Here is a 25,475-nt window from a genome sequence, read left to right as displayed (position 1 = left end):
TTGAAAATAGATTCATAACTATACACATTTAAAAATGGGATTTATTAATAAAATTGTTAATTTGAACAAATGAATAAACAGGAGACAGCGTTCATTAAAAAAGTCCTTCAACATATGTTGAAGGACTTTTTCTGGAAAAATAGGTCTATTTCAATGACATTTTAAATTTCAAAAATAGTTCATTGTATTCGCCGATTTTTTCTTTTCCTAAGTTTTTGTAAACGTGAAGGTTTTTACGCACTTCTGCAGAAGGGTAATAGCGTTCATCGCTCGTTACTTCGGGATCTAATAATTTTAGTGCCGCTTTGTTTGGTGTTGAATAACCTACGTAATCGGCATTTTGAGCAGCGTTTTCAGGATCTAACATGAAGTTGATGAATTTGTGTGCACCGTCTACGTTTTTAGACGTTTTCGGAATGACCATATTATCAAACCATAAGTTAGAGCCTTCATCCGGTACAGTATATGTTAAGTCTTCGTTATCGTACATCATATCAGCCGCTTGTCCCGACCACGTCAGTGCTACAGGAGCATCACCGTTGACCATTAATTGTGTTACTTCATCACCGATGACAGCTTGCACATTCGGTGACAGGTCGATTAATTTGTCTGTCGCTTTTTGAAGCTTAGTAGAATCGGTTTCATTTAAAGACATATTCATACTATTCAAACTCATACCGAGTACTTCACGCGCACTATCGACGAGTAATACTTTTCCTTTAAGAGAAGGGTCCCATAATTGATCCCAAGAAGTGAAATCTAGTTTTTTCGTTAACATTTTTTCGTTGTAAACGATTCCGACTGTACCCCAGAAATAAGGGATGGAATAGGAATTGTTTTTATCAAAATCTAAATTTAAAAAATCAGGTTCGATATTTTTTAAGTTCGGGATTTTTGAATGATCGACAGGAAGTAATAAATCTTTTTCTTTCATTTGTTCGATCGTATATTCAGAAGGAATAGCGATATCGTAATTCGTACCACCTTGTTCCACTTTTGTAATCATCGCTTCATTCGAATCGAATGTTTCATAAACGACGTGAATGCCTGTTTCTTTTTCAAACTTTTTCAGTAGTGCAGGGTCGATATATTCTCCCCAGTTGTAAACAGTTAAAATGTTTTTCCCTGATTTTGAAGCGTTCGTATCGAGCGATTTCGTAATGAAGATTAGCGCAACACAAACGACTAAAATAGCTATGGAAGCTTTTACGAGGTTTTTCATATGTTAGCGCACTCCTTTCATTTTACGATTCGTTACGAAGTAGTAACCGATTACAAGAAGCATTGTTACTGCGAATACGAGACCACTAATCGCATTGACCGTTAAGGATACACCGGCACGTGCCATTGAGTAAATTTCGACGGATAATGTTGAGAAGCCATTGCCGGTAACGAAAAATGTAACAGCAAAGTCATCTAGTGAATACGTTAAAGCCATGAAAAATCCAGCGAAGATCCCGGGTTGGATATACGGTAAAATAACGCGTGTTAACACTTCTTTTTTAGAAGCACCAAGGTCAAGTGCTGCGTCGATTAATGAATTCGACATTTCTTGCATTTTCGGTAAGACCATGATGACAACGATTGGAATACTGAAGGCGATATGACTTAGTAAAACGGACATAAAGCCGAGTTTTAATCCAATCATCGTAAATAAAATTAAGAAAGAAGCACCGATAATAACGTCAGGGCTTACGATTAAGATGTTGTTTAATGATAAAACAGTGTTGCGTAATTTACGATTGCGCATCGTTTGAATTCCGATCGCACCCATCGTACCGATAATTGTCGCAAATAATGCAGACAATAGGGCAACGACAATCGTATTTAATAAAATGACAACGAGACGATTGTCTGAGAAAACATCTTTATAATGGCTTAGTGTGAATGACTGGAAGTTCGTCATCGAATCCCCACTATTGAATGAATAAAAAATTAAGAAGAAAATAGGAGCGTACAACACGATGAAAACGAGTGTTAAATAAAGTTTTGAACGCTTATTAATTTTTTCCATTACGAGCAGCTCCTTTCTTTTTCTTCTGTTCACCTGTAATGACCATAATAATGAACATGAAAATGATTAAGAAGACGGCAATCGTTGAACCCATTCCCCAGTTTTGAGTTACGAGGAATTGTTGCTCAATCGCTGTACCGAGTGTAATGACATGGTTTCCGGCAATTAGGCGTGTAATCATGAAGAGAGAAAGTGCCGGAATGAAGACGGCCTGAATCCCAGCTTTAATGCCGTCCATCGTTAGTGGAATCATGACGCGACGAATCGTGTAAAGGCGAGACGCTCCTAAATCACGAGAAGCGTCAAGTAACCCACGATTTAATTTATCAACAGAGTTAAAGATTGGCAAAATCATAAACGGAATAAAAATATACACCGATACGAAGATGAAACTAACGCTCGTAAATAAAATTTGTTGTTTTTCAAAACCAATCGTCGATAGGAATGCATTGATTGGACCACTTTGACCGAAAATCCCGATAAAAGCATATGTTTTTAACAGGAGGTTAATCCATGATGGAATGATGATTAACATGAGCCAAAGTTGTTTGTTTTTCAAACGAGAAATAATAAATGCGGCTGGGTAAGAAATAAGCAAGCAAATGACTGTAATAATAAATGCATACCAGAACGAACTCAACGTCATTTTTAAATAAACCGGTGTGAAAAAGTTTTGATAGTTTTCTAATGTAAAATGACCATCTAAATCAAGAAGAGAATAATAGCCAACGAGAATAATCGGTGCAATAACAAAGAGCGCAATCCATATATAATATGGAACGAGTGTTAAACTACCGCGCTTACTTTGCATGTTCTTCATCTCCGTAAGATTCGAGACGGGCATCGAATTCTTCTTCCGTTTCGTTTGGACGCATAATATGGATGGCATCTGGTTCGAAATCTAAACCGATTTTTGCACCAACATCGGCTTTTTTCAATGAGTGAACGAGCCATTCATTGCCATCTTCATCGTACGTAGAAAGTTCGTAATGAACACCACGGAATAATTGTGTGTCAACTGTAACTGTTAAAGTACCTTGTTCGACAGTCGTAATCGTTAAATCTTCAGGACGAATGACAACATCGACTTTTTCATTAGCAGGAATGCCTTGGTCGACACACTCGACAGATTTTCCATTAATGTTTACGTAGAAGTCGCGTTCCATAATGCCGTTAATAATGTTTGATTCGCCGATAAAATCTGCAACGAAGCGGTTAATTGGTTCATCATAAATATCGACAGGGGAGCCACTTTGTTGGATTTTCCCTTTGTTTAAGACGAAAATTTCATCACTCATAGCAAGTGCTTCTTCTTGGTCATGTGTTACGAAAACGAATGTTTTGCCAAGGCGTTGTTGTAATTCACGTAACTCATATTGCATTTCTGTACGAAGTTTTAAATCAAGCGCTGATAACGGTTCATCTAATAAAATGATTTCTGGGTCGTTTACGATGGCACGCGCAATTGCGACACGTTGGCGTTGTCCACCAGACATTTCTTGAATGTCCCGTTGATCGTAACCGGCTAAGTTGACGAAGCGAAGTGCTTCTTCTACACGCTCTTTAATTTCTTTTTCTTTTTTCTTTTGAATACGTAATCCAAAAGCGACGTTTTCAAAAACATTTAAGTGAGGGAATAACGCATAGTCTTGGAATACCGTATTTACTTGGCGTTCGTTCGCTGGTACGTTATTGATTTTTTTACCGTTAAAATAAATATCACCTTTTGACGGCTCCATAAAGCCGGCAATTAAGCGTAAAATGGTCGTTTTACCACAGCCAGAAGGACCTAGTAGTGTGTAAAACTTTCCTTTTTCTAATTCAAAACTAATATCTTTTAACACGACTGTGCCGTCATTATAAGATTTAGAAACGCCATCAAAGCGAATAATCGTATTTTGTGACAATTGTATGCCTCCCTTTATTACAAATAAGAATCTGTGACAACGAGTAGTAACTCTGTTCGTCCATCACAGTCGTTAAATAATTGATGAGAATCAGATGCTTCAAAATATACGGCGTTCCCTTTGGAGGCGGTATAGTGTTCTTTTCCGAGTTCGATTCGAACGCGACCTTCTAAAACGTAAATAAATGTTTCAGACTGTGATGGCTCAAAACGCTTAAATTCACCACGGTGACCGAATGTCAGTAGAACTGGTTCGATTTCCTTTTCATTGGATGTCGGAATTAACCATTGAATACGATAATTTTTTTCTTCATCACTATAAATTGTTTGATCATCTTCGTTGTACACGACTTTTTGTTCGTCGATTTCATCATCGAAAAATTCCTTCGGCGTAGAACCGAGCACTTCTAAAAGTGTGAACAGTGTTTCAATTGAAGGAGAATTTAAATCTCGTTCAAGTTGAGAAATATAGCCTTTACTTAAATCGGTACGTTCTCCAAGTTCCTCTTGAGTGAGACCTTTTTTTAAGCGTAAGCGTTTAATTTTCTTTCCGATTTGCATAATAGGTGCTCCTCGTTTATTTACTATTCGTAAACTTTAAGTAAAGAAAGTTTACTTTTGCGAAACTAAAAATAACAAAAGTTTACTTTAACAAAACTTAAAGTTTACTCAAACGACTATAATTATACAAAATTATCGTTTTTTTCAACCATTTTCATGAAAAAAAGAATATTACAATCATATTGCAATTAAAAAAATGAAAACGAAAATACTTGCAGTGGAGTAGGTGTAGGCCTCGAAAATAAAAATCGCTAACACGAAGTAACTAATACGACGTGTTAGCGATTTTTATATAGAAAAAGGATTAAAATTCTAAAATTTTTCGTAGTTTGGAAGCATGTGTACGACTCACAGGAAGCGAGCTACCGCTTTTTGTAATGACAATTAAATTATTCGTCATATCTTTTGAGATTTTCTCAATCGCATGAATGTTCACAATGTAAGAACGATGAATTCGAACAAAATCATCCGTTAATCGTCGTTCAAGTTCATTCATCGTTAGTGAAATTTGAAACATTTCTTTTTGAACGTACAACCAATTTTTCTTATTGTAGCTTTCAAAATAACTTGCCTTCTCAATCGGAATTGGGAGCCATTCGTCTTCCATTCGTCCTGTAATAAATTTTAGTGGAACGGTAGTCGGCTGCTTATAAGTAGGAGGTAAGACGACGATGAGTGCAGCTTGTTGACCGTTTAATGTAATCGGATAACCGATGCCGAAATAATCGATACCGGATTCGGCATGTGTAACGGTGTGGCTAATTTTTCTTTGCTGTTGAATTGTTTCATAAGCAATACTCGTTTCAGGAAGCGGGCTACCAATTTGTACGTGAATATCAAACTGTTTCGGTGCGTAATAAATGTAACGATCTGCATACGCAATGGCGACAGTCGCATCTTTTGGAATCCAATCATCCCATAAACATTCATACTGTTCTATTACAGGTTGTAAAATTTGTTCTATTATCGTCATCTGTACCACTCCTTTAAATTAGAAATAAAACGCTTCCATCTAGAATTATAACGTTTTATCGCCGAAAAATGTCGTTTCGTCTAAAAAATAATACAAAAAAATAACGTTGTTATATAGTAGTTTACAACAAACAATAACTGTTATGCAACAAGTGGCAGGGGTTGTAATTTAATGGATATGAGGGAGAGGAATTAATTATGACAAATCAAACAGCACAACAATTACAACAACAATGGCAAGAAGCGCGTTTTAACGGGGTAGAGCGCCCATATGATGCAGAGGAAGTTTTAAAATTACGCGGTTCTGTTTTAATTGAACAAACGCTCGCAACACGTGGTGCAAATCGACTTTGGAATTCATTAAATACAGAGCCTTTCATTAATGCGTTGGGGGCATTAACAGGAAATCAAGCGATGCAACAAGTAAAAGCAGGGTTACAAGCGATTTATTTATCAGGTTGGCAAGTAGCAGCAGATGCGAATTTATCAGGTAATATGTATCCAGACCAATCATTATACCCGGCTAATTCTGTACCACAAGTAGTGAAACGTATTAACCAAACATTACAACGTGCAGATCAAATTGATACAGCAGAGGGACGCGGCGGTGAATTTGATTGGTTTGCACCGATTGTAGCGGATGCTGAAGCAGGATTTGGTGGTCCGCTAAACGTATTTGAACTTGTGAAATCGATGATTGAAGCAGGTGCTGCAGGTATTCACTTAGAGGATCAATTAGCTTCTGAGAAAAAATGCGGTCACTTAGGTGGTAAAGTGTTACAACCGACACAAACAGCTGTAAGAAACCTTGTAGCCGCTCGTTTAGCAGCAGACGTAATGGGCGTTGATACAGTTATTATTGCGCGTACAGATGCAGATGCAGCAGATATGGTTACGTCGGACATCGATCCTTACGATGCACCGTTTTTAACGGGAGAACGTACACCAGAAGGTTTCTACCGCACGAACCCAGGAATCGATCAAGCGATTGCACGTGGTTTAGCATACGCACCGTACGCAGACTTAGTTTGGTGTGAAACTTCAAAACCTTCATTAGAAGAAGCACGTCAATTTGCGAATGCTATTCATGAGCAATACCCAGGGAAAATGTTAGCGTACAACTGTTCACCATCTTTCAACTGGGAAGCGAATTTATCGACAGAAGAAATTGCAGAGTATCAACGTGAATTAGGAAAACTCGGCTACAAATTCCAATTCGTAACGTTAGCAGGTTTCCACGCATTGAACCACTCAATGTTCGAGCTTGCACACGATTACAAAGACAACGGGATGGCTGCATATTCTAAACTGCAACAAGCAGAATTTGCTTCTGAAGCAAAAGGTTACACAGCAACGAAACATCAACGTGAAGTTGGGACAGGTTATTTCGACGAAGTGTCACAAGTTATTTCAGGTGGTACGTCTTCAACTACAGCGATGGCTGGATCAACTGAAACAGCACAATTTTAATTTAGCTAAATAATCTATATTGCGGGATGCACTTTTGCATAGGTACGTAGGAGAAGGAGCGCCTCCATATTCTACGTGCTGTCGGAAGTAAGTCGCTTACAACCGCAATATAGATTGTTTTTATATCTAAAAGGGGAAGGGGAATGTTATATGCAACAACAAACGACTTCACATATTCGTATTACAGGGGAACAAAATGAACAAACGGACCGCTTATTAACACAAGAGGCACTACAATTTTTAGCGTCACTTCAACGACAATTTAATCGCCGCCGTTTAGAATTATTAAAAGCGCGTGAAGAAACACAAAAACGTCTAGATGCAGGGGAACAGTTAGACTTTTTAGAAGAAACGAAGGCGATTCGTGAAGGGGATTGGACGATTGCGCCATTACCGGAAGATTTACAAGATCGTCGCGTTGAAATTACAGGTCCTGTTGATCGTAAAATGGTTATTAATGCACTGAATTCAGGAGCGAAGATGTTTATGGCTTGTTTTGAAGATGCGACAAGTCCGACGTGGTCCAATATGATTGAAGGACAGCTAAATATGGTGGATGCGATTCGTCGTACGATTTCATTTACGAATGCTTCGGGTAAGAAATATCAATTAAATGACGAAACAGCGACGTTACTCGTTCGTCCGAGAGGGCTTCATTATAGTGAAAAGCATCTTGAAATTGATGGAGAGCCGATGTCTGGAAGTTTATTCGATTTTGGTTTATATTTTTTCCATAACGCAAAAGCTGCGTTAGAACACGGAACAGGTCCATACTTCTATTTACCAAAATTAGAACATCATTTAGAAGCACGTTGGTGGAATGACGTATTTAATTTTGCGGAAGAGGCATTAGACATCCCGAGCGGAACGATTAAAGCGACGGTACTAATCGAAACGATTACTGCCGCATTCCAAATGGATGAAATTTTATATGAGTTACGCGAGCATTCAGCTGGTCTGAATTGTGGTCGTTGGGATTATATTTTTAGCTATATTAAACGTCAGCGTAATCAAGAAGACGTTATTTTACCAGACCGCAGTCAAGTAACGATGACGTCACCTTTCATGCGTGCATATACGTCGCTTTGTATTCAGACATGTCATAAGCGCAATGCACCTGCAATCGGTGGTATGGCGGCACAAATTCCGATTAAAGATGATCCAGAAGCGAACGATGCAGCCTATGCGAAAGTGAGTGAAGATAAAAAACGAGAAGCGATGGACGGTCATGACGGGACGTGGGTTGCACATCCAGGACTTGTACCTGTCGCATTAGAGCAATTCAATTTGTATATGCCAGCGCCAAATCAAATTGATAAGAAACGTGAAGATGTACGCGTGGAAGCGAAAGATTTATTAGAAGTACCCGTTGGCACGATTACCGAAGAAGGATTGCGTATGAATTGTAGCGTCGGCATTCAATACATCGCATCGTGGTTAAGAGGGCAAGGTGCTGCGCCAATTCATAACTTAATGGAAGACGCAGCGACTGCTGAAATTTCAAGAACGCAAGTATGGCAGTGGATTCGTCATCCGAAAGGACAATTAACGGATGGTCGTGCTATTACGTGGGAACTCGTTGAACAAACGATTGCCGAAGAAATGCAAAAACTGCGTGCGCAATTCGGGGAAGATGTGTTCCAATCATCGAAATTCAATGAAGCCGAAACGATTTTCAGCAATTTAGTAAAACAAGAAGAATTTGAAGAGTTTTTAACATTATCTGGTTATAAACAACTTGCTTAAATTTTAGCTGCTCTTTATTTATGACGATAAATTTAAAAAGGCAAAGGGACTGTTTTTGAAAGGTGATTCGAAACAGTTTCTTTGCTTTTTTATGTGCTATACTACAATTATAGTAGGGGGCACGAACATGGAGAAGGCAGCAATTGAAGGCGTATTTTTAGCCATTAACCGTCGTTTAATAGACGTAGAAGATTTACGAGATTATTGTCCAACTTGCATTCAATTGTTACGATTTTCAGATTTGTACGATGCATTGTATTGCTCGGTTTGCAATGAATGGATTGAAATTACATGTGACGAACCAGAATGCGAACGTTGTCAATCTCGCCCCGCGCATCCTCTTACCGATTCGGGTGAAGAACAACGCTAGCAATAGAGAATATGTAGGCAATTGCCTAGAGAGTTGAGGGAATTGAATGGAAAAAGAATTCGTAGTCATCGGCTTAGGTCGTTTCGGCGGTAGTATCGTGAATGAATTAGTCGATCAAGGTGCAGACGTTATGGCTATCGACAAATCAACTGAAAGAGTGAATGAGTTTGCACAAATTGCAACAGAAGCGGTCACAGCTGACACGACAGATGAAACTGTTTTAAAACAATTAGGTATTCGTAATTTTGAACATGTCATCGTTGCTATCGGTGATGATATTCAAGCGAGTATTTTAACGACGATTATTTTAAAAGAAATCGGCGTACCGAAAATTACCGTCAAAGCTCAAAATGATTATCATGAGAAAGTGTTGCGGAAAATTGGAGCGGATCACGTCGTCCATCCAGAACGTGATATGGGCATTCGTGTTGCGAATAATATGCTATCGAACAACGTATTGGATTATTTAGAAGTATCCGATGAACACTCGATTGTCGAAATTAAAGCGACGCATCACTTGGAAGGTCATACGATTATCGGAATGGACATTCGTGCGCGCTACGGGATTAATATTATGGCAATTAAACGAGACCATGATGTCATCGTATCGCCACAAGCAGATGAAATTATTCACGAAGGTGATGTTTTAATCGTTATCGGAGCAGATGATGATATTAATCGTTTTGAAAAGAAAATGCTACATTAATATATAAAAGCCTCGATCATTTCGAGGCTTTGTATTATTTTATTGCAATAAAAAAGACGAAGGAATTTATTCCTTCGTCTTTTCTTATAATCAGACTTCCATGATGATCGGTAAGACCATTGGACGACGTTTTGTTTTTTCGTATAAGTACGGTGTTAATACATCCGTAATTTCGTTTTTAAGTTCAGACCATTGTGGCACTTTGTCTTGTAATGAGCTGTGTAAATGTCTATTTAACATTTGTTGTGCTTCATTAATCATAGAGCCTGATTCACGCATGTAAACGAAACCGCGTGAAATAATGTCTGGACCAGAAACGATACGCTTCGTATTCATATCGATACTTACTACGACGATTACGAGACCTTCTTCAGAAAGAATGCGACGATCGCGTAATACGATGTTTCCGATATCTCCAATCCCGTTACCATCGATGTAAACATCTCCAGATGGGATACGACCAGCAATGTGTGCTGAATCAGAACTTAATGCAAGGACATCACCATTTTCCATCGTGAAAATATTTTCATGAAGGACATCACAATCTTCAGCTAAATTCCCGTGCATGCGTAACATGCGGTATTCACCGTGAATTGGCATGAAGAATTTAGGTTTGATTAAGCGAAGCATTAATTTTTGTTCTTGTTGAGAACCGTGACCAGACGTATGGATATTGTTAAGTGAACCATGAATCACTTCAGCACCAGCACGGTATAGCAAGTTAATAATTTTATTAACGCTTGTTGTGTTACCAGGGATTGGTGAAGAAGAGAATACGACTGTATCATCTGGTTGAATTTGAATTTGACGGTGTGTACCGTTTGCAATACGAGATAATGCGGCCATCGGTTCACCTTGTGAACCTGTGCAAAGAATCATTACTTCGTTTGCAGGTAAACGATTGATCATTTGAGCATCTACGAAAGTTTCTTTCGGTGCTGTAATGTATCCAAGTTCGCGACCGATCGTAATAGCATTATCCATGCTTCGACCGAATACAGCAACTTTACGACCATGTGCTGCTGCAGCGTCTGTCACTTGTTTTAAGCGGTGAATATTAGATGCGAAAGTCGCGAAAATAATACGACCTTCTACTTTGCGTAAAATGTCATCGATTGACTCGCCAACTTTACGTTCTGACATAGTAAATTCGGGACGCTCAGCGTTCGTACTATCAGATAGCAGGCAAAGAACGCCTTCTTTCCCGATTTCAGCCATTTTCGTAATGTTTGCAGGTTCGCCTACTGGAGTGAAGTCAAATTTGAAGTCCCCCGTATGCACGATGTTACCAGGGGGTGTCTTAACGACAATTCCGTATGCATCTGGAATACTGTGCGTAGTGCGGAAGAAGCTTACAGATGTTTTACGGAATTTAATAACATCATCTTCTTCAATTTCGATTAATTTTGTTGAGCGTAGCAAGCCATGCTCATCTAATTTGTTACGTAATAGACCTAACGCAAGTTTACCACCGTAAACAGGAATGTTAATTTGGCGTAATAAATAAGGAATACCACCGATGTGATCTTCGTGACCATGTGTGACGAATAAACCTTTAATTTTATCAACATTGCGTTTTAAATATGTGTAATCAGGGATTACGTAGTCAATTCCTAGAAGATCATCTTCTGGGAATTTAATACCTGCGTCAATTAAGATAATTTCATCTTGGAATTGAACTGCATACGTATTTTTGCCGATTTCGCCCAGTCCGCCGAGTGCGAATACAGCAGTTTGGTCGTTTTTGACAAATTTCATTTAGTCAAATTTCTCCAAACGGTAGTTTTCACTTGCTTGTTCATATTCAAGGTAGTTGCCCTCAAGCAATTGAATTAATTCGATGTTGTAGTCACGATCTTGAAGTTTGGCACGTACTTCACGCACGTCTGATGCTTCAAGATATAGGCTCTTAGTATTTTCGCGAACTGGTACTTCAAGCTTTGTTTCTTGGTAATAAACTTTGTAAATCATTGTATTTTAGCTCTCCTTTAATACGTTCAAAATAATTGCATTTCCTTTATATTATCATGTTAGTTCCTTAAAATAAAGAAAAGCCCTCCATAAAAATGGTCAGGGCGACTGAAACGTTTTCGTCTTTTTTTCTAGCGAATTCGCTAATCTTCCAGTAGAGGATTATACATAAAAACAAAAAATATGTAAAGAGCGCGTCATAAATGCTTTGCAAAGTAGATAGGAAGCGTTTTTTCACTTTGTAAATAATCAAGTAGGGAAGGCTCATTGTGTACGGTCTATCGTATTTTTGATAAACTGTGCGTGTAATAGTAAGACGGTATATTTCTTTTAATTCGTAAAAAATATTTTCAAGGGGCGAGAAAATGAAAAAAAAGATTTTATTTTTTGATATTGACGGTACATTGTACAATACGAGCAAGCAAATTCCAGAAGCGACACACCGAGCAATCGAACAAGCTCGTGCAAATGGGCATGAAATTGCCATCGCGACAGGGCGTTCTCCGTATTTTTTAGAAGAGGTAGCTGCCCAATTACGAGTAGATTCTTATGTAAGTTTCAACGGACAATATGTCGTTTATAAAGGAAAAATCATTTCAGAGAGCCCACTTCCAATCGATTCGATGACGCGTTTCGTGCAGTTGGCAAAAGAGCGCAATTATCCAGTCGTCTTTTTAGATGATGAAAAAATGACTTCTACGATTAATACGGAAAAAGTTCAAGTGAGCATGGATTCTTTATATTATCCAATGCCAACGATTTCACCGAATGCATTTGAATTGAAGAAAATGTATCAATTGCTTCTTTATACAGGAGAACAAGGTGAACGCGAATTTGCGGAAGCTTTTCCGGAATTCCATTTTATTCGCTGGCATGAGTATTCGATTGATGTCATTAATTCAGGCGTATCGAAAGCATATGGCATTGAACAATTTTTAAAACATACGCCGTATGAAGCGGAAGACGTTGTCGTTTTTGGTGATGGATTAAATGACCAGGAAATGTTGGCGGCGTTTAAAGAACGTGGTATTAGCGTTGCGATGGGCAATGGTGTCCCAGAAGCGAAAGAAGCGGCGACGTTCGTAACGGATCATGTAGATGAAGATGGCTTATCGAAAGCAATGAAAAAACTAGGATTGATTTAAATATGAAAACGGCTCGCCTCTATATATAGAGGCGAGCCGTTTTGTTTTATCCGATTAATCTAGTGGGTGAGAATTGTCTACTTCGAAAAATGGATTTTCTTTATTAATATGATCGTAGAACATTACACCATTTAAATGGTCAAGTTCATGTTGGAAAGCGATTGCAGGCAAGTTTTTAAGACGTACTTTATGCTCCGTACCGTCTAAATCAAAATATTTCACAGTAATACGTTGTGGACGAGGTACGTATCCTGGAACTTCACGATCGACTGATAAGCAACCTTCACCCGCAGGCAAGTAAGCTAATTCAACAGAATGGCTGACGATTTTAGGATTCACAACGACCATGCTGACGATATTCCCTTTATCGTCTGGTACGTGAAGTGCAAACATTCTTTTTGAAACGTTCACTTGTGGGGCAGCAATCCCGATACCAGAGCGTAATTCGTATTTCTCCATTAACTCTGGGTCTTGGCTGTTGATTAAGAATTGTAATAAGTCTTCACCAAATTGTTTTTCTTCCGCTGTTAAAGGGAAAGTTAGTTCTGTGGCTTTTTGACGTAAAGTAGGGTGTCCTTCACGAATAATGTCTTTCATTAAAATCATGAATCGTACTTCCTTTCATTTTCTATCTATATTTTTAGTATACATGACAAAACGACATGTGCAATGACAGAACATTTTGAGTTAAACGACGATGTGTACTACTGCTGTATTAGTGAAAAATGCATTAAAATATGCCCTGATATAATACAGAAGTATAAATAAATGTAATACAGAGGTAGAAAAAAGTTTATAGAACTTTTAGAAAAATAATAACAAAACAAGATAATGTAAGCGTTGACGAACGAAAAATGTTTCGGTATACTAAGTTCATAAGTTAGTTGTACCAGTGAAAAAATAAATAAAAATAATACAGTTATGAAGGAGATGTGAGAGAATGACAGTTAACAATTCACAATTTGATGCCGTAAAAAATTTAGAAGAGATTGAAGCAAAATTTGAAATGGTTCAAATTTTAAATGAAGAAGGGGAGCTTGTTAATCCCGAACTTGATCCGAAATTATCGGATGAAGAGTTAGTAGAATTAATGCGCCGTATGGTGTTTACACGTATTTTAGATCAACGTTCTATCTCATTAAATAGACAAGGACGTTTAGGTTTCTACGCACCGACTGCTGGACAAGAAGCTTCTCAAATTGCTTCTCACTTCGCATTAGAAAAAGAAGATTGGATTTTACCAGGATACCGTGATGTGCCACAAATCGTTTGGCACGGCGTACCATTATCACAAGCGTTCTTATGGTCACGTGGTCACTTTGCAGGTGGTCAATCTCCTGAAGGTGTGAATGTGTTGTCACCACAAATTATTATTGGGGCACAATACGTTCAAACAGCAGGTGTTGCACTCGGCTTACAAAAACGTGGTAAAGAAGCAGTTGCCGTAACGTATACAGGTGATGGCGGTTCTTCACAAGGGGACTTCTACGAAGGAATTAACTTTGCGAGTGCGTTCAAATCTCCAGCAATCTTTATTATTCAAAATAACCAATTTGCTATTTCTACACCTCGTCACTTACAAACAGGTGCGACGACATTAGCGCAAAAAGGTATCGCAGCAGGTATTCCGAGCATTCAAGTTGATGGTATGGATCCACTTGCTGTTTATATGGCAACTCGCGATGCGCGTGAACGTGCAGTTAAAGGCGAAGGACCTACTTTAATTGAAACAGTATGTTACCGTTACGGTCCACATACGATGGCTGGGGATGACCCAACTCGTTACCGTACTTCTGAAACAGATGAAGAATGGGGTAAAAAAGATCCAGTCGTACGCTTCCGTAAATATTTAGAAGCAAAAGGATTATGGGATCAAACGAAAGAAGAAGCTGTTATTGAAGATGCAAAAGAGCAAATTAAAGCAGCAATTAAAGAAGCAGATAGCGTTCCGAAACAAAAAGTAACGGACTTAATTAATATTATGCATGACGAAGGTAGCATGCCTTCTAACTTGAAAGAACAATTGAAAATTTATGCAGAGAAGGAGTCGAAATAACCGATGGCACAAATGACGATGATTCAAGCAATTACAGACGCACTTCGTTGTGAATTAAAAGACAACGAGAACGTATTAGTTTTCGGTGAGGACGTCGGTGTAAACGGCGGGGTATTCCGTGCAACAGAAGGTCTTCAAAAAGAATTCGGTGAGGATCGTGTATTTGATACACCACTTGCAGAATCAGGTATTGGTGGTTTAGCAATCGGTTTAGCACTTGAAGGCTTCCGCCCGGTTCCTGAAATTCAATTCTTCGGTTTCGTTTATGAAGTAATGGATTCAATTTCTGGCCAATTAGCACGACTTCGTTACCGTTCAGGTGGCAACTTAAGCGCACCTGTAACGATTCGTTCTCCATTCGGTGGTGGTGTGCATACACCTGAAATGCACTCAGATAGCTTAGAAGGTCTTGTTGCACAACAACCAGGCTTAAAAGTAGTCGTACCATCAACTCCTTACGATGCAAAAGGTTTATTAATCGCTTCTATTCGCGATAATGACCCAGTTGTTTTCTTAGAACACTTAAAACTTTACCGTTCATTCCGTGAAGAAGTGCCAGAAGAAGCATACGCAATTGAACTAGGTAAAGCAGACGTGAAACGTGAAGGAACAGACCTTTCAATTATTACTTACGGTGCAATGGTTCACGAATCATTAAAAGCAGCGGAAGAATTAGAAAAAGAAGGTCACTCTGTGGAAGTTATTGACTTACGTACAATTTCTCCATTAGATATCGACACGATCATCGCATCTGTTGAAAAAACAAACCGTGCGATTGTCGTACAAGAAGCACAAAAACAAGCCGGTGTTGCTGCAACTGTTGTAGCAGAAATTAACGAACGTGCGATTCTTTCATTAGAAGCACCTGTTCTACGCGTTGCTGCACCGGATACGATTTATCCATTCCCACAAGCAGAATCAGTATGGTTACCAAACTATAAAGATGTTATTGAAACTGCGAAAAAAGTTCTAGAATTCTAATTGTTCCACAACATAGACAACGAATATTCAGTAGGAGGGTAACTTATTATGGCTTATAAATTCCGCTTACCAGACATTGGTGAAGGTATTCACGAAGGTGAAATTATTAAATGGTTCGTAAAACCAGGAGATAAAATCGAAGAAGATACAATTTTAGCAGAAGTACAAAACGATAAAGCAGTTGTAGAAATCCCATCTCCAGTAGAAGGTACGATTGAAAAAGTACTCGTAGAAGAAGGTACATTAACAACTGTAGGGACTGTTTTACTTGAAATCGATGCACCAGGATACGAAGATCTTGAACTTCATGGTCATAAAGACGACGAAGAAGCACCGAAAGAAGAAGTAAAAGAAGAACCAAAAGCAGAAGTGAAAGAAGAACCGAAAGAAGAAGTGAAAGAAGAACCGAAAGAAGAAGCTCCTTCTTCAACGAAACGCATTATTGCGATGCCTTCTGTTCGCAAATTCGCTCGCCAAAATGATGTAGACATTTCATTAGTGACAGGTACAGGTAAAAATGGTCGCGTCTTAAAAGAAGATATCGAATCATTCAAAAATGGTGGTCAACAACAAGAAGCACCACAAGAAGAAGCTGTATCATCTGAACAAAGCACAACGGAAAAAGTGCAAGCACCGGTCGTTTCAGAAGGCGAATTCCCAGAAACACGTGAGAAAATTTCTTCTATGCGCCGCATGATTGCAAAAGCAATGGTGAACTCTAAACATACAGCACCACACGTAACTTTAATGGATGAAGTCGATGTGACAGCACTTGTTGCACACCGTAAAAAATTCAAAGAAGTTGCAGCAGCGAAAGGTATTAAATTAACGTACCTTCCATATGTTGTGAAGGCTCTTGTGAGTGCTTTACGCGAGTTCCCTGCATTAAATTGCTCGTTTGATGACGAAACAGAGGAAATTATTACGAAACATTATTATAATATTGGTATAGCAGCAGACACGGAACGTGGTCTACTCGTTCCAGTTGTCAAAAATGCAGATCGTAAATCGGTCTTCGCTATTTCGAATGAAATTAACGAATTGGCAGACAAAGCGAGAAATGGTAAACTATCATCGAATGAGATGAAAGGTGCATCATGCTCAATTTCTAATATTGGTTCAGCGGGCGGTCAATGGTTCACACCAGTAATTAACCATCCAGAAGTTGCAATTCTAGGCGTAGGTCGTATTGCAGAAAAACCAGTCATTAAAAATGGTGAAATTGTAGCCGCATCTGTGTTAGCATTATCATTGAGCTTTGATCATCGCATGATTGACGGGGTTACTGCTCAAAACGCTATGAATACAATCAAGCGTTTACTAAGTGATCCTGAATTATTATTAATGGAGGCATAAAAAATGGTAGTAGGAGATTTCCCAATCGAAACAGATACAGTCGTAATTGGTGCGGGTCCTGGTGGATACGTAGCCGCAATTCGCGCAGCACAATTAGGTCAAAAAGTTACAGTTATTGAAAAAGAATACGTAGGTGGCGTTTGCTTAAACGTTGGTTGTATTCCTTCAAAAGCAATGATCTCAGTAGGTCACCGCTATGTACATGCTAAAGAATCAGAAGATATGGGTGTAATCGCTTCAGAAGTTAAATTAGACTTCGCTAAAGCACAAGCATTCAAAGAAAGCGTCGTTAAAAAATTAACTGGCGGTGTTTCTGGTTTATTAAAAGGTAATGGTATTGAAGTCGTTATGGGTGAAGCATACATCAACTCTGCAAACTCATTAACAGTAGCTACTGAAGACGGTTCAAAACATTACAACTTCAAAAACTTAATTTTAGCAACAGGTTCACGTCCAGTGGAAATTCCAACTTTCAAATTCTCTAAACGTGTTCTTAACTCTACAGGTGCTTTAAACCTTACTGAATTACCAGGCAAATTAGTCGTAATTGGTGGCGGTTACATCGGTACTGAACTAGGTTCTGCTTACGCTAACCTAGGTTCTGAAGTAACAATCCTTGAAGGCGGCAAAGACATCTTAGCAGGTTTCGAAAAAGCGATGACTCAAATCGTTAAAAAAGGTCTTAAGAAAAAAGGCGTTACTGTTGAAGTTGGCGCACTTGCTCAAGGCGTTGAAGAAACAGAAACTGGCGTTACTGTAAAATACGAAGTAGCTGGCGAAGCAAAATCTATTGAAGCGGATTACGTATTAGTAACTGTCGGTCGTCGTCCAAACACTGGCGATATGGGTCTTGAAGAAGTAGGCGTTGAATTCGGCGAACGCGGTTTATTAAAAGTTGATAAACAAGGTCGTACGTCTGTAGAAAACATCTATGCAATCGGTGATATCGTACCAGGTTTACAATTAGCTCACAAAGCTTCTTACGAAGGTAAAGTAGCTGCTGAAGCAATTGCTGGCGAAAAATCAATCGTTGATTACTTAGCAATCCCAGCTGTATGCTTCACAGATCCAGAAATGGCTACTGTTGGCTTAAATGAAGAAGAAGCAAAAGCTGAAGGTTTCGAAGTAGTTACTGGTAAATTCCCATTCGGCGCAAATGGTCGTGCATTAGCTCTTAACGAAACAGAAGGTTTTGTTAAACTTGTTGGCCGCAAAGAAGACGGTTTATTAATCGGTGCTCAAATTGTTGGTGTTGGTGCTTCTGACATGATCGCAGAAATGGCTACTGCTATTGAAGGCGGCATGACTTTAGAAGATATCGCTATGACAATCCATGCTCACCCAACTTTAGGGGAAATTACAATGGAAGCTGCAGAAGTAGCTCTTGGTAACCCAATCCACATCTTAGGTAAAAAATAATTTTATCTAATGAAGAAGCCTTGAAAATCAATGGATTTTCAGGGCTTTTTTTGTAATGTAAATAATCGTTTAGTGGAGGTAGAAAAGAACAATGTTTAAAATTGTTCAATGATTTGTGAGGAGTTATGGACGAAATTGGACAATTTTCGTAACAATTTCGTTGAGCGTTAACTTTCTTTTCTTTTTCTGCTAAAATGAGCGAGGATATACTTTAGAAGATGCATCGTGCATTTTTGTGAAATATGCGTTGCGCATACGTTGCGAACGTATTTTAGGAGGAGATTTTCATGAGTGGAAAAAAATTAGCTTTATTATTTGTTGTCATTGCTGTGCTTACATTTGTCGTGACATTCTTTACAGCTAAGTTCCAAAACACTGGTATTTTACTCGTATGGCTTCTTGTTTTAGCTGTAGCATTCGGCTGGCGCATCGTATGGGCAAAAAAGAAAGCGAATAATTAATACATGTTAACTTCATATAACAGTAGTCGAAGCATTTATTGTGAAAGCAACTAGTACTATGTAAATAAAAAAACATCGTCGTCTTCAGTAAAGAAGCGGCGATGTTTTTTTATAAAAATAATTGTTTGAGTAAAAGGATCAGCCATTTACATTCTTTTTCATGACTTAAGTTGTGAATCATACCTTGTAGTATCGCTTGTCGAGGCTTTTCTCGCTGCAATTCCATTTCGATAAGAGATAAGCTGTCTATGTAAAACGGTTGCTCTAAGAAGATGCTACGGCACCGTATGAGTTCTTCTTCAATTAACACGCGCGTCGACTTTGGACTGCGTGGTACGCAACTCGTAGAAGACTCGAACATTTCTTTCGTAATATTAGTGGGGAGCGGTGCGGCAATCAGTAAGTCTAAACAGTCGACAATTTGCTCGCTAATCTTCTCGAAATCAAAGCGAATTTGATGTTGATAAAAGAAGTCACTGTAGCCTTTTATGAGACCATTTAAATAAATGAACCCCTCATATATTTTTTCATCAGCAACGGTTGGATAATATTGCTTTAAAATTGAAAAAATCCAATTATTTATGTGTAGTGCAAATTGTTGTAAATGTTCGAAGAAAGCGTGATTAATATGTTTCGAGCCGGACTGTAATGAGGTAATAACTAATGGGATGTTTTCCTCTAATATTGTAAATTGTTTTGTGCAATACGTAATGAGCTTTTGTCTAGGTGGAATGGTTTCCTCATCTAGCTCTTGGATATCGAGGACGACAGAACGAATTAATTGATCAAGGAGAGAGATTAATAAATCATCTTTTGATTTAAAGCTTAAATAGAAAGCTCCCTTTGAAATTTCACACGCTTTCGTAATGTCTTCAATTGATGTCTGATCAACACCTTTTGTGATGAAAAGCTCTTTCGCTTGCTGCATAATAAACTCTCTTTTAGACAATTTTGAAATTCCCCTTCCTAATGAATTGACTTTTGACTTTCCGGTCACTAAGATAAACGTTAGATGACTAATTGGTCATAATTATAGTAAATGGCTTTCGTATAGTCAATAAAAGAAGAAAAAGGCGGTGTTCTCGTGAATGATTTTGTCAAATTTATTCTGAAAAACAAACTAGCGGTATGGCTAATGACGATTATTTTAGCATGCGCAGGTGTTTATGCAGGATTAAAGATGAAGATGGAATCAATCCCTGATATTACAGTTCCAATGATTTCGATATCGACTACATATCCAGGGGCAACTCCAACACAAGTAGAAAAAGATGTATCGACACCTTATGAAAAAGCGGTTGCCAATTTGGAAGGCGTCAAAACCGTTACGTCAAATTCATATTCGAATATGTCGAATATTCAAGTAGAGTTTGAATATGGTCAAGATATGCAAGAAGCGCGTCAAAGTATTAAAGAAGCGCTTGAGAAGGTAGAATTACCTGATACGGCACAAGCGCCAACGATTGATCGTTTATCATTAAATGCGTTCCCGGTCGTTGCGTTAAGCGTATCGTCTAGCAATCAAGATATTGCAGAGCTTACGAAGACGGTAGAAGATTATTTACAACCGAAAATCGAACAGCTTGACGGTGTATCATCTGTCTCTTTATCAGGACAACAAGTGAAAAAAGTTGAACTTCGCTTTAACGATAAAGAGTTACAAAAAAATGGTTTAACAGAAGATTCGGTTAAACAATACGTTCAAGGGATGGACACGAAAGCACCGCTTGGTATGTTTGAATTCAAAGACTCAGAACAGTCTGTTGTTGTCGACGGTAAAATGACAACGATGAAAAAATTAGAAAATCTTGAAATTCCGGTTCAAGCAAGTGCAGCCGTATCAGCAGAAGCTGCGGCTGCAGCAATGGGTAGTGCAACAAGTGCATCACTAGAACCGAAAACAGTAAAATTAAAAGATATTGCTGAATTGAAACTTGTAGGGGAAGTTGAATCGATTTCTCGTACGAATGGAGAAGATGCGATTGCTGTTCAAGCCGTAAAAGCACAAGATGCGAACACGGTAGATGTCGTACAAGATGTTAAAGATGCAGCGAAGAAATTTGAAGATGAAAATAAAGGAATTAAAATTGATGTGACGCTTGACCAAGGCGAGCCAATCGAGAAATCGGTTAATACGATGCTCGAAAAAGCATTGTTCGGTGCGATTGCGGCTGTAATCATCATCATGCTATTCCTAAGAAATATTCGTTCAACAATCATTTCGATTATTTCGATTCCATTATCATTATTAATTGCGATTATTTTCTTGAAACAATTAGATATTACGTTAAATATGATGACACTTGGTGCGATGACCGTTGCGATTGGGCGGGTAATTGATGACTCTATTGTCGTCGTAGAAAATATTTATCGACGCTTGTATTCACAAACAGAAAAACAAAGTGGACGTACGTTAATTCGTGAAGCAACACTTGAAATGTTTAAACCGATTTTAGCGTCTACACTCGTAACGGTAGCAGTATTCTTACCAGTTGCATTAGTAGGTGGCATGGTTGGTGAATTATTTTTACCATTCGCATTAACGATGGCATTTGCGCTATTCGCTTCATTAATTGTTGCAATCACGGTCGTTCCTGTATTGGCACATACATTATTCAAAAAAGAATTGTATAAAGAGCCATCGGAACGCGCACATAAAAAAGAAGAACACGGAAAACTGGCTACATGGTACAAATCCGTTCTTACGTGGGTGCTAGGACATAAATGGATTACGGCAATCGCTTCGGTCGTTGTATTAGCTGCTAGTTTATTCTTAACACCACTTGTCGGCTTTAGTTTCTTACCAGATGACGAACAAAAAATGGCATACGTAACGTACACACCGAAAGCAGGTCAAACACGTGAGCAAGTCGTTGAAGATGTTGCGAAAGTAGAAGATGTCGTGAAGAAAAACAAAGACATCGATACGATTCAAACGTCAATTGGTGGCTCTAATCCGATGATGGGTGGCGGCGGAAACGGCGCTCTAATGTACATCATTTATGACCCAGATACGAAAGATTTCGCAACGAAAAAAGAAAAACTCGTGAAAGAAATCAAAGAAGTAGAACAAGCTGGTGAATGGAAAGAACAAAACTTTACTGGCTCTTCAAATAACGAATTATCCTATTCTGTTTACGGCAATACAATCGAAGATATGCGCCCGGTTATCAATGAAATTACAGCCATTTTAAATGACAATGATTCATTGAAAGATGCGAAATCTTCATTATCAGATCAGTACGATGAAAAAACATTAGTCGTTGATCAAAAACGTGCGAATGAATTAGGCTTAACGACAGGTCAAATTGCGATGGCGATTAACCCGAACGTTCAAGCGACAACGTTAACGACTGTCGAACAAGATGGAAAAGAAATTGATGTTGAAATCACATCAGATATTACGAATCCAGATACGTTTGAAAAAGTGTTAAATGAAAAAATCACAACACCGACTGGTGAAAAAGTGAAATTAAGCGAAGTAGTCAATGTGAAAGAAGATAAAACGTACACAGAAATTTCTCGTAACGGTGGGAAATATTATGCGACAGTCACAGCTACTTCTAAAGATAAAAATGTAACGAAAGTTTCGAATGCTGTTCAAGAAAAAATTGATAAAATTGACGTGCCAAATGGTGTAACAATCGATACAGGTGGTGTAACAGAAGATATTTCTGACGCCTTCTTCAAGTTAGGAATTGCGATTATCGCAGCGATTGCAATCGTATACTTCCTACTCGTTGTTACATTCGGTGAAGGCTTAGCGCCATTTGCTATTTTATTCTCATTACCATTTACAGTAATCGGCGCATTAGTAGCACTTTGGATTGCAGGAGAAACGATTAGCGTATCTTCTTTAATCGGGTTACTTATGCTCGTCGGAATCGTCGTAACGAATGCCATCGTTCTCGTAGACCGTATTATTCATATGGAACACGATGGTATGTCATTACGTGAAGCGATTTTAGAAGCGGGGGCTACTCGTTTACGTCCGATTTTAATGACAGCAATCGCAACGATTGGGGCCTTGATTCCATTAGCAATTGGTGGAGAAGGTGCAGGACTTATTTCGAAAGGGATGGGGATTACGGTAATCGGTGGTTTAATCAGTTCAACTGTTTTAACATTGATCATCGTGCCACTCGTATACGAACTGTTATCAAAATTAATGAAAAAAGATCGTGCACATGAAAATAAAGATGTGTAAGTAAATGAAAAGGCTTCGACTAGCTCAATGAACTAGTCGAAGTCTTTTTTTGTATGAATGCACCTATTTTTCGTAGTGAAATAAGGAGGAAAGAACGTAGACAGAATATTCGGTTAAATATACAATAATTGGAAAGGGGTGAGGGGATGAAAGTAATTCGAATCATTTTACAAATAGGGGTTCTTTATTTATTTACACTTATTGGAACGTGGATTGTTGATTGGACGCATTTACCACTTCCAGGAAGTATTATCGGTTTATTATTGCTGTTAATTTGTTTATTAACAGGTGTAATTCGCGAAAGTTTTATAAAAGATGGTGCAGGATTTTTAATTTCTATTTTGACGTTATTATTCATTCCAGCGACCGTTGGTATTATGAATTATCCGGAACTTTTATCTGGTTATGGCATTTTACTCGTTGTTATTTTAGCTATTAGCACGTTGTTTACACTCACATTGACAGGAAAGATTGCGATGAGAATGGAGGCACGTCAACATGATGACACTTAGTATGCTCGTACTAACAATCGGTATTTTTTATTTCATGACGTGGCTTTACAAACGGTCGAATATTTCTTTTTTGTTTCCCATTTTGACATCTACGATTTGCTTAATTGTCTTGCTCGTTCTGCTTGATATTCCGTACGATACGTATATGGAAGGCGGTCGATGGATTAACTGGCTGCTCGGTCCAGCAGTCGTTGCGATGGCATATCCTTTGTATACGCAGTGGCAAACGATTATGAAAAACCGTAAAATCATTTTAAGTTGCGTTGCTATTGCGATGGCGACTGGCATGGCGAGCATTTTATTTCTTGCGTGGGCAGTTGGTTTAAAGACGGACGTAAAACTTAGTTATTTACCGAAATCCATTACGTCACCCGTTGCTCTTCAAATAAGTGATGCGATTGGTGGAATCCCACAATTTACCGTATTTTTCGTCATCGTTGCAGGTATTTTAGGCGCTATTTTTGGACCGATCATCTACCGAAAATTCAACATTGATTCTCCTGTGAGTCGCGGCGTTGCAATGGGGAGTGCTTCACACGGAATTGGCGTGAGTAAATTGACGGAATACGGTGAAAAAACGTTGTCAATCGGTTCTGTATCGATGACGCTCAGTGCAATATTAGGTGCGATCGTTTGTCCGATTGTTGCTTGGTTGCTCTTTTAACGTGTACAATAGCTGTACTATGTTTGTGAAAGTAGGGAATTTACATGGAATATTCATATCCATTTTCATTGGATTGGTCTTCTCAAGAAATCGTAGACGTGATTGCCTTTTTCCAAGCTGTTGAAACAGCTTACGAAAAAGGCGTGAAACGAGAAGTGCTTTTAAATACACATCGTCGCTTTAAAGAAATCGTACCTGCGATGTCTGAGGAAAAAACGTACTGTCGTGAATTTGAACGTGATAGTGGTTACGGTGCTTATCAAGTTGTGAAAAAAGCAAAAGAAGCACCTGCAAAAGCGATTATTCGTGGCGAAGTAAAACAAAAACGTCGTTAAACAAAAAGAAGCTGCCTTTAGGAACTGACCCATGAAAGTGAGACAGTGAAAAAGATGCTTCTTTTAAGCTAAATGTGACGGACGCTTTCCTGGGGCATGGCAGAATCCTCCTCGCTCGCAAGCTCACTGCTGGGGTCTTCTGCTCATGCTTTTCCCCTAGGAGTCGCCGTCAAATTTTTATTGAACCATCTTTTTCCGGTATTGTACTGGAGAAAGATGGTTTTACTTTGCTAAAATCCGAGTATTCGTACAGTAGTTGATGTATGCTTGAACGGTTTGAACGACAATGTCATTCGTTGTTCTCAAAAGCTATTCAACATCAAATGTTTCGCACGTTAAGCTGGCATGGCATGGAATGTTTCAATTAATTTTTCTTCAAACAGTCCTTTTCCGATCCGATCTTGTTTACCGATTAGTTGTTGTAAACGACGTAACTCCCCTTTTTTATACCACTTCACCTACTGATAAATTGACCGTCATTCTTACTTCCACATACGTTCATCATTTTATCTTCATCACTTTCCTTTTTGTTTCGTATGAATATTTTTTTCATCAAAAAACACTTCCAAAGATTTGATACTTTTGAAAGTGTCTTTTTATTTTTATGTTGTCTCAGATTTTAG

Annotated in this window: 25 protein-coding genes; 14 read left to right on the top strand and 11 right to left on the bottom strand. The window is 38.5% G+C overall.

The features are described from left to right. Nucleotides 1-145 precede the first annotated feature (145 nt). From KSHG_RS03520 to KSHG_RS03495, 6 genes are all read right to left on the bottom strand, one after another. Nucleotides 146-1,222 carry an ABC transporter substrate-binding protein gene (locus KSHG_RS03520; protein WP_010301902.1) on the bottom strand — a complete coding sequence of 359 codons (1,077 nt, stop codon included), beginning with the start codon at nucleotides 1,220-1,222 and terminating at the stop codon, nucleotides 146-148. Between the two features lie 3 nt (nucleotides 1,223-1,225). Then, nucleotides 1,226-2,014 (bottom strand): ABC transporter permease, encoded by a 789-nt coding sequence (locus tag KSHG_RS03515; protein ID WP_010301898.1) that lies wholly within the window; start codon nucleotides 2,012-2,014, stop codon nucleotides 1,226-1,228. Then, a complete protein-coding gene (locus KSHG_RS03510) occupies nucleotides 2,001-2,825 on the bottom strand; it encodes an ABC transporter permease (RefSeq protein WP_010301895.1) in 825 nt (274 codons plus the stop codon). Before KSHG_RS03510 ends, KSHG_RS03515 begins: the two co-directional genes overlap by 14 nt. Next, nucleotides 2,815-3,921, bottom strand: coding sequence for an ABC transporter ATP-binding protein (locus KSHG_RS03505; RefSeq protein WP_010301894.1), 1,107 nt, complete (start codon nucleotides 3,919-3,921; stop codon nucleotides 2,815-2,817). Before KSHG_RS03505 ends, KSHG_RS03510 begins: the two co-directional genes overlap by 11 nt. A 17-nt stretch (nucleotides 3,922-3,938) precedes the next feature. Then, nucleotides 3,939-4,481 carry a helix-turn-helix domain-containing protein gene (locus tag KSHG_RS03500; RefSeq protein WP_010301892.1) on the bottom strand — a complete coding sequence of 181 codons (543 nt, stop codon included), beginning with the start codon at nucleotides 4,479-4,481 and terminating at the stop codon, nucleotides 3,939-3,941. A gap of 304 nt (nucleotides 4,482-4,785) precedes the next feature. Next, nucleotides 4,786-5,454 carry a LytTR family DNA-binding domain-containing protein gene (locus KSHG_RS03495; RefSeq protein ID WP_010301889.1) on the bottom strand — a complete coding sequence of 223 codons (669 nt, stop codon included), beginning with the start codon at nucleotides 5,452-5,454 and terminating at the stop codon, nucleotides 4,786-4,788. A gap of 197 nt (nucleotides 5,455-5,651) precedes the next feature. Between KSHG_RS03495 and aceA the strand changes: the two genes are divergently transcribed. The 4 genes from aceA (at nucleotide 5,652) to KSHG_RS03475 (ending at nucleotide 9,745) form a co-directional block, all read left to right on the top strand. Beyond that, nucleotides 5,652-6,923, top strand: coding sequence for an isocitrate lyase (gene aceA, locus KSHG_RS03490; RefSeq protein ID WP_010301888.1), 1,272 nt, complete (start codon nucleotides 5,652-5,654; stop codon nucleotides 6,921-6,923). 150 nt (nucleotides 6,924-7,073) lie between these two features. Next, nucleotides 7,074-8,669, top strand: coding sequence for a malate synthase A (gene aceB, locus KSHG_RS03485; RefSeq protein WP_010301886.1), 1,596 nt, complete (start codon nucleotides 7,074-7,076; stop codon nucleotides 8,667-8,669). Between the two features lie 127 nt (nucleotides 8,670-8,796). Next, on the top strand, nucleotides 8,797-9,039 hold the full coding sequence (locus tag KSHG_RS03480; RefSeq protein ID WP_010301885.1) for a hypothetical protein: 243 nt from the start codon (nucleotides 8,797-8,799) through the stop codon (nucleotides 9,037-9,039). Nucleotides 9,040-9,085: 46 nt separating this feature from the next. Continuing rightward, nucleotides 9,086-9,745 carry a potassium channel family protein gene (locus tag KSHG_RS03475; RefSeq protein WP_010301882.1) on the top strand — a complete coding sequence of 220 codons (660 nt, stop codon included), beginning with the start codon at nucleotides 9,086-9,088 and terminating at the stop codon, nucleotides 9,743-9,745. Nucleotides 9,746-9,835: 90 nt separating this feature from the next. On the opposite strand, the gene rnjA is transcribed toward KSHG_RS03475, so the two are convergent. Both rnjA and KSHG_RS03465 read right to left on the bottom strand, forming a co-directional pair. Then, on the bottom strand, nucleotides 9,836-11,503 hold the full coding sequence (rnjA, locus tag KSHG_RS03470) for a ribonuclease J1 (RefSeq protein WP_010301879.1): 1,668 nt from the start codon (nucleotides 11,501-11,503) through the stop codon (nucleotides 9,836-9,838). Continuing rightward, a complete protein-coding gene (locus KSHG_RS03465; protein ID WP_010301875.1) occupies nucleotides 11,504-11,716 on the bottom strand; it encodes a DNA-dependent RNA polymerase subunit epsilon in 213 nt (70 codons plus the stop codon). It abuts the gene before it with no gap. Nucleotides 11,717-12,081: 365 nt separating this feature from the next. On the opposite strand from KSHG_RS03465, the gene KSHG_RS03460 reads away from it, so the two are divergent. Beyond that, nucleotides 12,082-12,861 carry a Cof-type HAD-IIB family hydrolase gene (locus KSHG_RS03460; RefSeq protein ID WP_010301872.1) on the top strand — a complete coding sequence of 260 codons (780 nt, stop codon included), beginning with the start codon at nucleotides 12,082-12,084 and terminating at the stop codon, nucleotides 12,859-12,861. 54 nt (nucleotides 12,862-12,915) lie between these two features. Here KSHG_RS03460 and def read toward each other — a convergent pair whose 3' ends face one another. Continuing rightward, nucleotides 12,916-13,467: a peptide deformylase gene (gene def / locus KSHG_RS03455; RefSeq protein ID WP_010301869.1), complete on the bottom strand. Its 552-nt coding sequence runs from the start codon at nucleotides 13,465-13,467 to the stop codon at nucleotides 12,916-12,918. Nucleotides 13,468-13,801: 334 nt separating this feature from the next. Here def and pdhA point away from each other — a divergent pair, with 334 nt between their 5' ends. From pdhA to KSHG_RS18240, 5 genes are all read left to right on the top strand, one after another. Then, nucleotides 13,802-14,917, top strand: coding sequence for a pyruvate dehydrogenase (acetyl-transferring) E1 component subunit alpha (gene pdhA, locus KSHG_RS03450; RefSeq protein ID WP_010301866.1), 1,116 nt, complete (start codon nucleotides 13,802-13,804; stop codon nucleotides 14,915-14,917). A 3-nt stretch (nucleotides 14,918-14,920) separates the two neighbouring features. After that, the gene (locus KSHG_RS03445) at nucleotides 14,921-15,898 is read left to right on the top strand and encodes an alpha-ketoacid dehydrogenase subunit beta (RefSeq protein ID WP_010301863.1); all 978 of its coding nucleotides are present in this window, start codon (nucleotides 14,921-14,923) and stop codon (nucleotides 15,896-15,898) included. 48 nt (nucleotides 15,899-15,946) lie between these two features. After that, nucleotides 15,947-17,254: a dihydrolipoamide acetyltransferase family protein gene (locus tag KSHG_RS03440; RefSeq protein ID WP_010301862.1), complete on the top strand. Its 1,308-nt coding sequence runs from the start codon at nucleotides 15,947-15,949 to the stop codon at nucleotides 17,252-17,254. Nucleotides 17,255-17,257: 3 nt separating this feature from the next. Beyond that, nucleotides 17,258-18,673, top strand: a complete 1,416-nt coding sequence (gene lpdA / locus KSHG_RS03435) for a dihydrolipoyl dehydrogenase (RefSeq protein ID WP_010301860.1) — start codon at nucleotides 17,258-17,260, stop codon at nucleotides 18,671-18,673. 287 nt (nucleotides 18,674-18,960) lie between these two features. Continuing rightward, on the top strand, nucleotides 18,961-19,134 hold the full coding sequence (locus KSHG_RS18240) for a hypothetical protein (protein WP_154646870.1): 174 nt from the start codon (nucleotides 18,961-18,963) through the stop codon (nucleotides 19,132-19,134). A 109-nt stretch (nucleotides 19,135-19,243) separates the two neighbouring features. Here the strand turns inward: KSHG_RS18240 and KSHG_RS03425 are convergent, their stop codons facing one another. Continuing rightward, a complete protein-coding gene (locus KSHG_RS03425; protein ID WP_147630479.1) occupies nucleotides 19,244-20,083 on the bottom strand; it encodes a TetR/AcrR family transcriptional regulator in 840 nt (279 codons plus the stop codon). A gap of 135 nt (nucleotides 20,084-20,218) precedes the next feature. Between KSHG_RS03425 and KSHG_RS03420 the strand changes: the two genes are divergently transcribed. From KSHG_RS03420 to KSHG_RS03405, 4 genes are all read left to right on the top strand, one after another. Then, nucleotides 20,219-23,341 carry an efflux RND transporter permease subunit gene (locus KSHG_RS03420; RefSeq protein ID WP_010301856.1) on the top strand — a complete coding sequence of 1,041 codons (3,123 nt, stop codon included), beginning with the start codon at nucleotides 20,219-20,221 and terminating at the stop codon, nucleotides 23,339-23,341. 146 nt (nucleotides 23,342-23,487) lie between these two features. Beyond that, nucleotides 23,488-23,853, top strand: a complete 366-nt coding sequence (locus KSHG_RS03415) for a CidA/LrgA family protein (protein WP_010301853.1) — start codon at nucleotides 23,488-23,490, stop codon at nucleotides 23,851-23,853. Continuing rightward, nucleotides 23,840-24,517 (top strand): LrgB family protein, encoded by a 678-nt coding sequence (locus KSHG_RS03410; protein ID WP_010301850.1) that lies wholly within the window; start codon nucleotides 23,840-23,842, stop codon nucleotides 24,515-24,517. Before KSHG_RS03415 ends, KSHG_RS03410 begins: the two co-directional genes overlap by 14 nt. Before the next feature lie 44 nt (nucleotides 24,518-24,561). After that, on the top strand, nucleotides 24,562-24,852 hold the full coding sequence (locus tag KSHG_RS03405; RefSeq protein ID WP_010301847.1) for a UPF0223 family protein: 291 nt from the start codon (nucleotides 24,562-24,564) through the stop codon (nucleotides 24,850-24,852). Between the two features lie 335 nt (nucleotides 24,853-25,187). Here the strand turns inward: KSHG_RS03405 and KSHG_RS18920 are convergent, their stop codons facing one another. Beyond that, nucleotides 25,188-25,310, bottom strand: coding sequence for a hypothetical protein (locus KSHG_RS18920; protein WP_261797751.1), 123 nt, complete (start codon nucleotides 25,308-25,310; stop codon nucleotides 25,188-25,190). Between the last annotated feature and the right edge of the window lie 165 nt (nucleotides 25,311-25,475).

The sequence above is a fragment of the Kurthia senegalensis genome, assembly GCF_000285595.1.
Taxonomy (GTDB): domain Bacteria; phylum Bacillota; class Bacilli; order Bacillales_A; family Planococcaceae; genus Kurthia; species Kurthia senegalensis.
This window is presented reverse-complemented; position numbering and strand designations above follow the sequence as displayed.

What these genes read in the sequence shown, in the direction of transcription:
- KSHG_RS03460 (WP_010301872.1), top strand. Translation starts at nt 12,082, where the DNA reads ATGAAAAAAAAGATTTTATTTTTTGATATTGACGGTACATTGTACAAT.
- KSHG_RS03520 (WP_010301902.1), bottom strand. Translation starts at nt 1,222, where the DNA reads ATGAAAAACCTCGTAAAAGCTTCCATAGCTATTTTAGTCGTTTGTGTT.
- KSHG_RS18240 (WP_154646870.1), top strand. Translation starts at nt 18,961, where the DNA reads ATGAGTGGAAAAAAATTAGCTTTATTATTTGTTGTCATTGCTGTGCTT.
- KSHG_RS03510 (WP_010301895.1), bottom strand. Translation starts at nt 2,825, where the DNA reads ATGCAAAGTAAGCGCGGTAGTTTAACACTCGTTCCATATTATATATGG.
- lpdA (WP_010301860.1), top strand. Translation starts at nt 17,258, where the DNA reads ATGGTAGTAGGAGATTTCCCAATCGAAACAGATACAGTCGTAATTGGT.
- KSHG_RS03500 (WP_010301892.1), bottom strand. Translation starts at nt 4,481, where the DNA reads ATGCAAATCGGAAAGAAAATTAAACGCTTACGCTTAAAAAAAGGTCTC.
- pdhA (WP_010301866.1), top strand. Translation starts at nt 13,802, where the DNA reads ATGACAGTTAACAATTCACAATTTGATGCCGTAAAAAATTTAGAAGAG.
- KSHG_RS03495 (WP_010301889.1), bottom strand. Translation starts at nt 5,454, where the DNA reads ATGACGATAATAGAACAAATTTTACAACCTGTAATAGAACAGTATGAA.
- KSHG_RS03465 (WP_010301875.1), bottom strand. Translation starts at nt 11,716, where the DNA reads ATGATTTACAAAGTTTATTACCAAGAAACAAAGCTTGAAGTACCAGTT.
- KSHG_RS03410 (WP_010301850.1), top strand. Translation starts at nt 23,840, where the DNA reads ATGATGACACTTAGTATGCTCGTACTAACAATCGGTATTTTTTATTTC.
- KSHG_RS03475 (WP_010301882.1), top strand. Translation starts at nt 9,086, where the DNA reads ATGGAAAAAGAATTCGTAGTCATCGGCTTAGGTCGTTTCGGCGGTAGT.
- aceA (WP_010301888.1), top strand. Translation starts at nt 5,652, where the DNA reads ATGACAAATCAAACAGCACAACAATTACAACAACAATGGCAAGAAGCG.
- KSHG_RS03480 (WP_010301885.1), top strand. Translation starts at nt 8,797, where the DNA reads ATGGAGAAGGCAGCAATTGAAGGCGTATTTTTAGCCATTAACCGTCGT.
- aceB (WP_010301886.1), top strand. Translation starts at nt 7,074, where the DNA reads ATGCAACAACAAACGACTTCACATATTCGTATTACAGGGGAACAAAAT.
- def (WP_010301869.1), bottom strand. Translation starts at nt 13,467, where the DNA reads ATGATTTTAATGAAAGACATTATTCGTGAAGGACACCCTACTTTACGT.
- KSHG_RS03405 (WP_010301847.1), top strand. Translation starts at nt 24,562, where the DNA reads ATGGAATATTCATATCCATTTTCATTGGATTGGTCTTCTCAAGAAATC.
- KSHG_RS03445 (WP_010301863.1), top strand. Translation starts at nt 14,921, where the DNA reads ATGGCACAAATGACGATGATTCAAGCAATTACAGACGCACTTCGTTGT.
- KSHG_RS03515 (WP_010301898.1), bottom strand. Translation starts at nt 2,014, where the DNA reads ATGGAAAAAATTAATAAGCGTTCAAAACTTTATTTAACACTCGTTTTC.
- KSHG_RS03415 (WP_010301853.1), top strand. Translation starts at nt 23,488, where the DNA reads ATGAAAGTAATTCGAATCATTTTACAAATAGGGGTTCTTTATTTATTT.
- rnjA (WP_010301879.1), bottom strand. Translation starts at nt 11,503, where the DNA reads ATGAAATTTGTCAAAAACGACCAAACTGCTGTATTCGCACTCGGCGGA.
- KSHG_RS03440 (WP_010301862.1), top strand. Translation starts at nt 15,947, where the DNA reads ATGGCTTATAAATTCCGCTTACCAGACATTGGTGAAGGTATTCACGAA.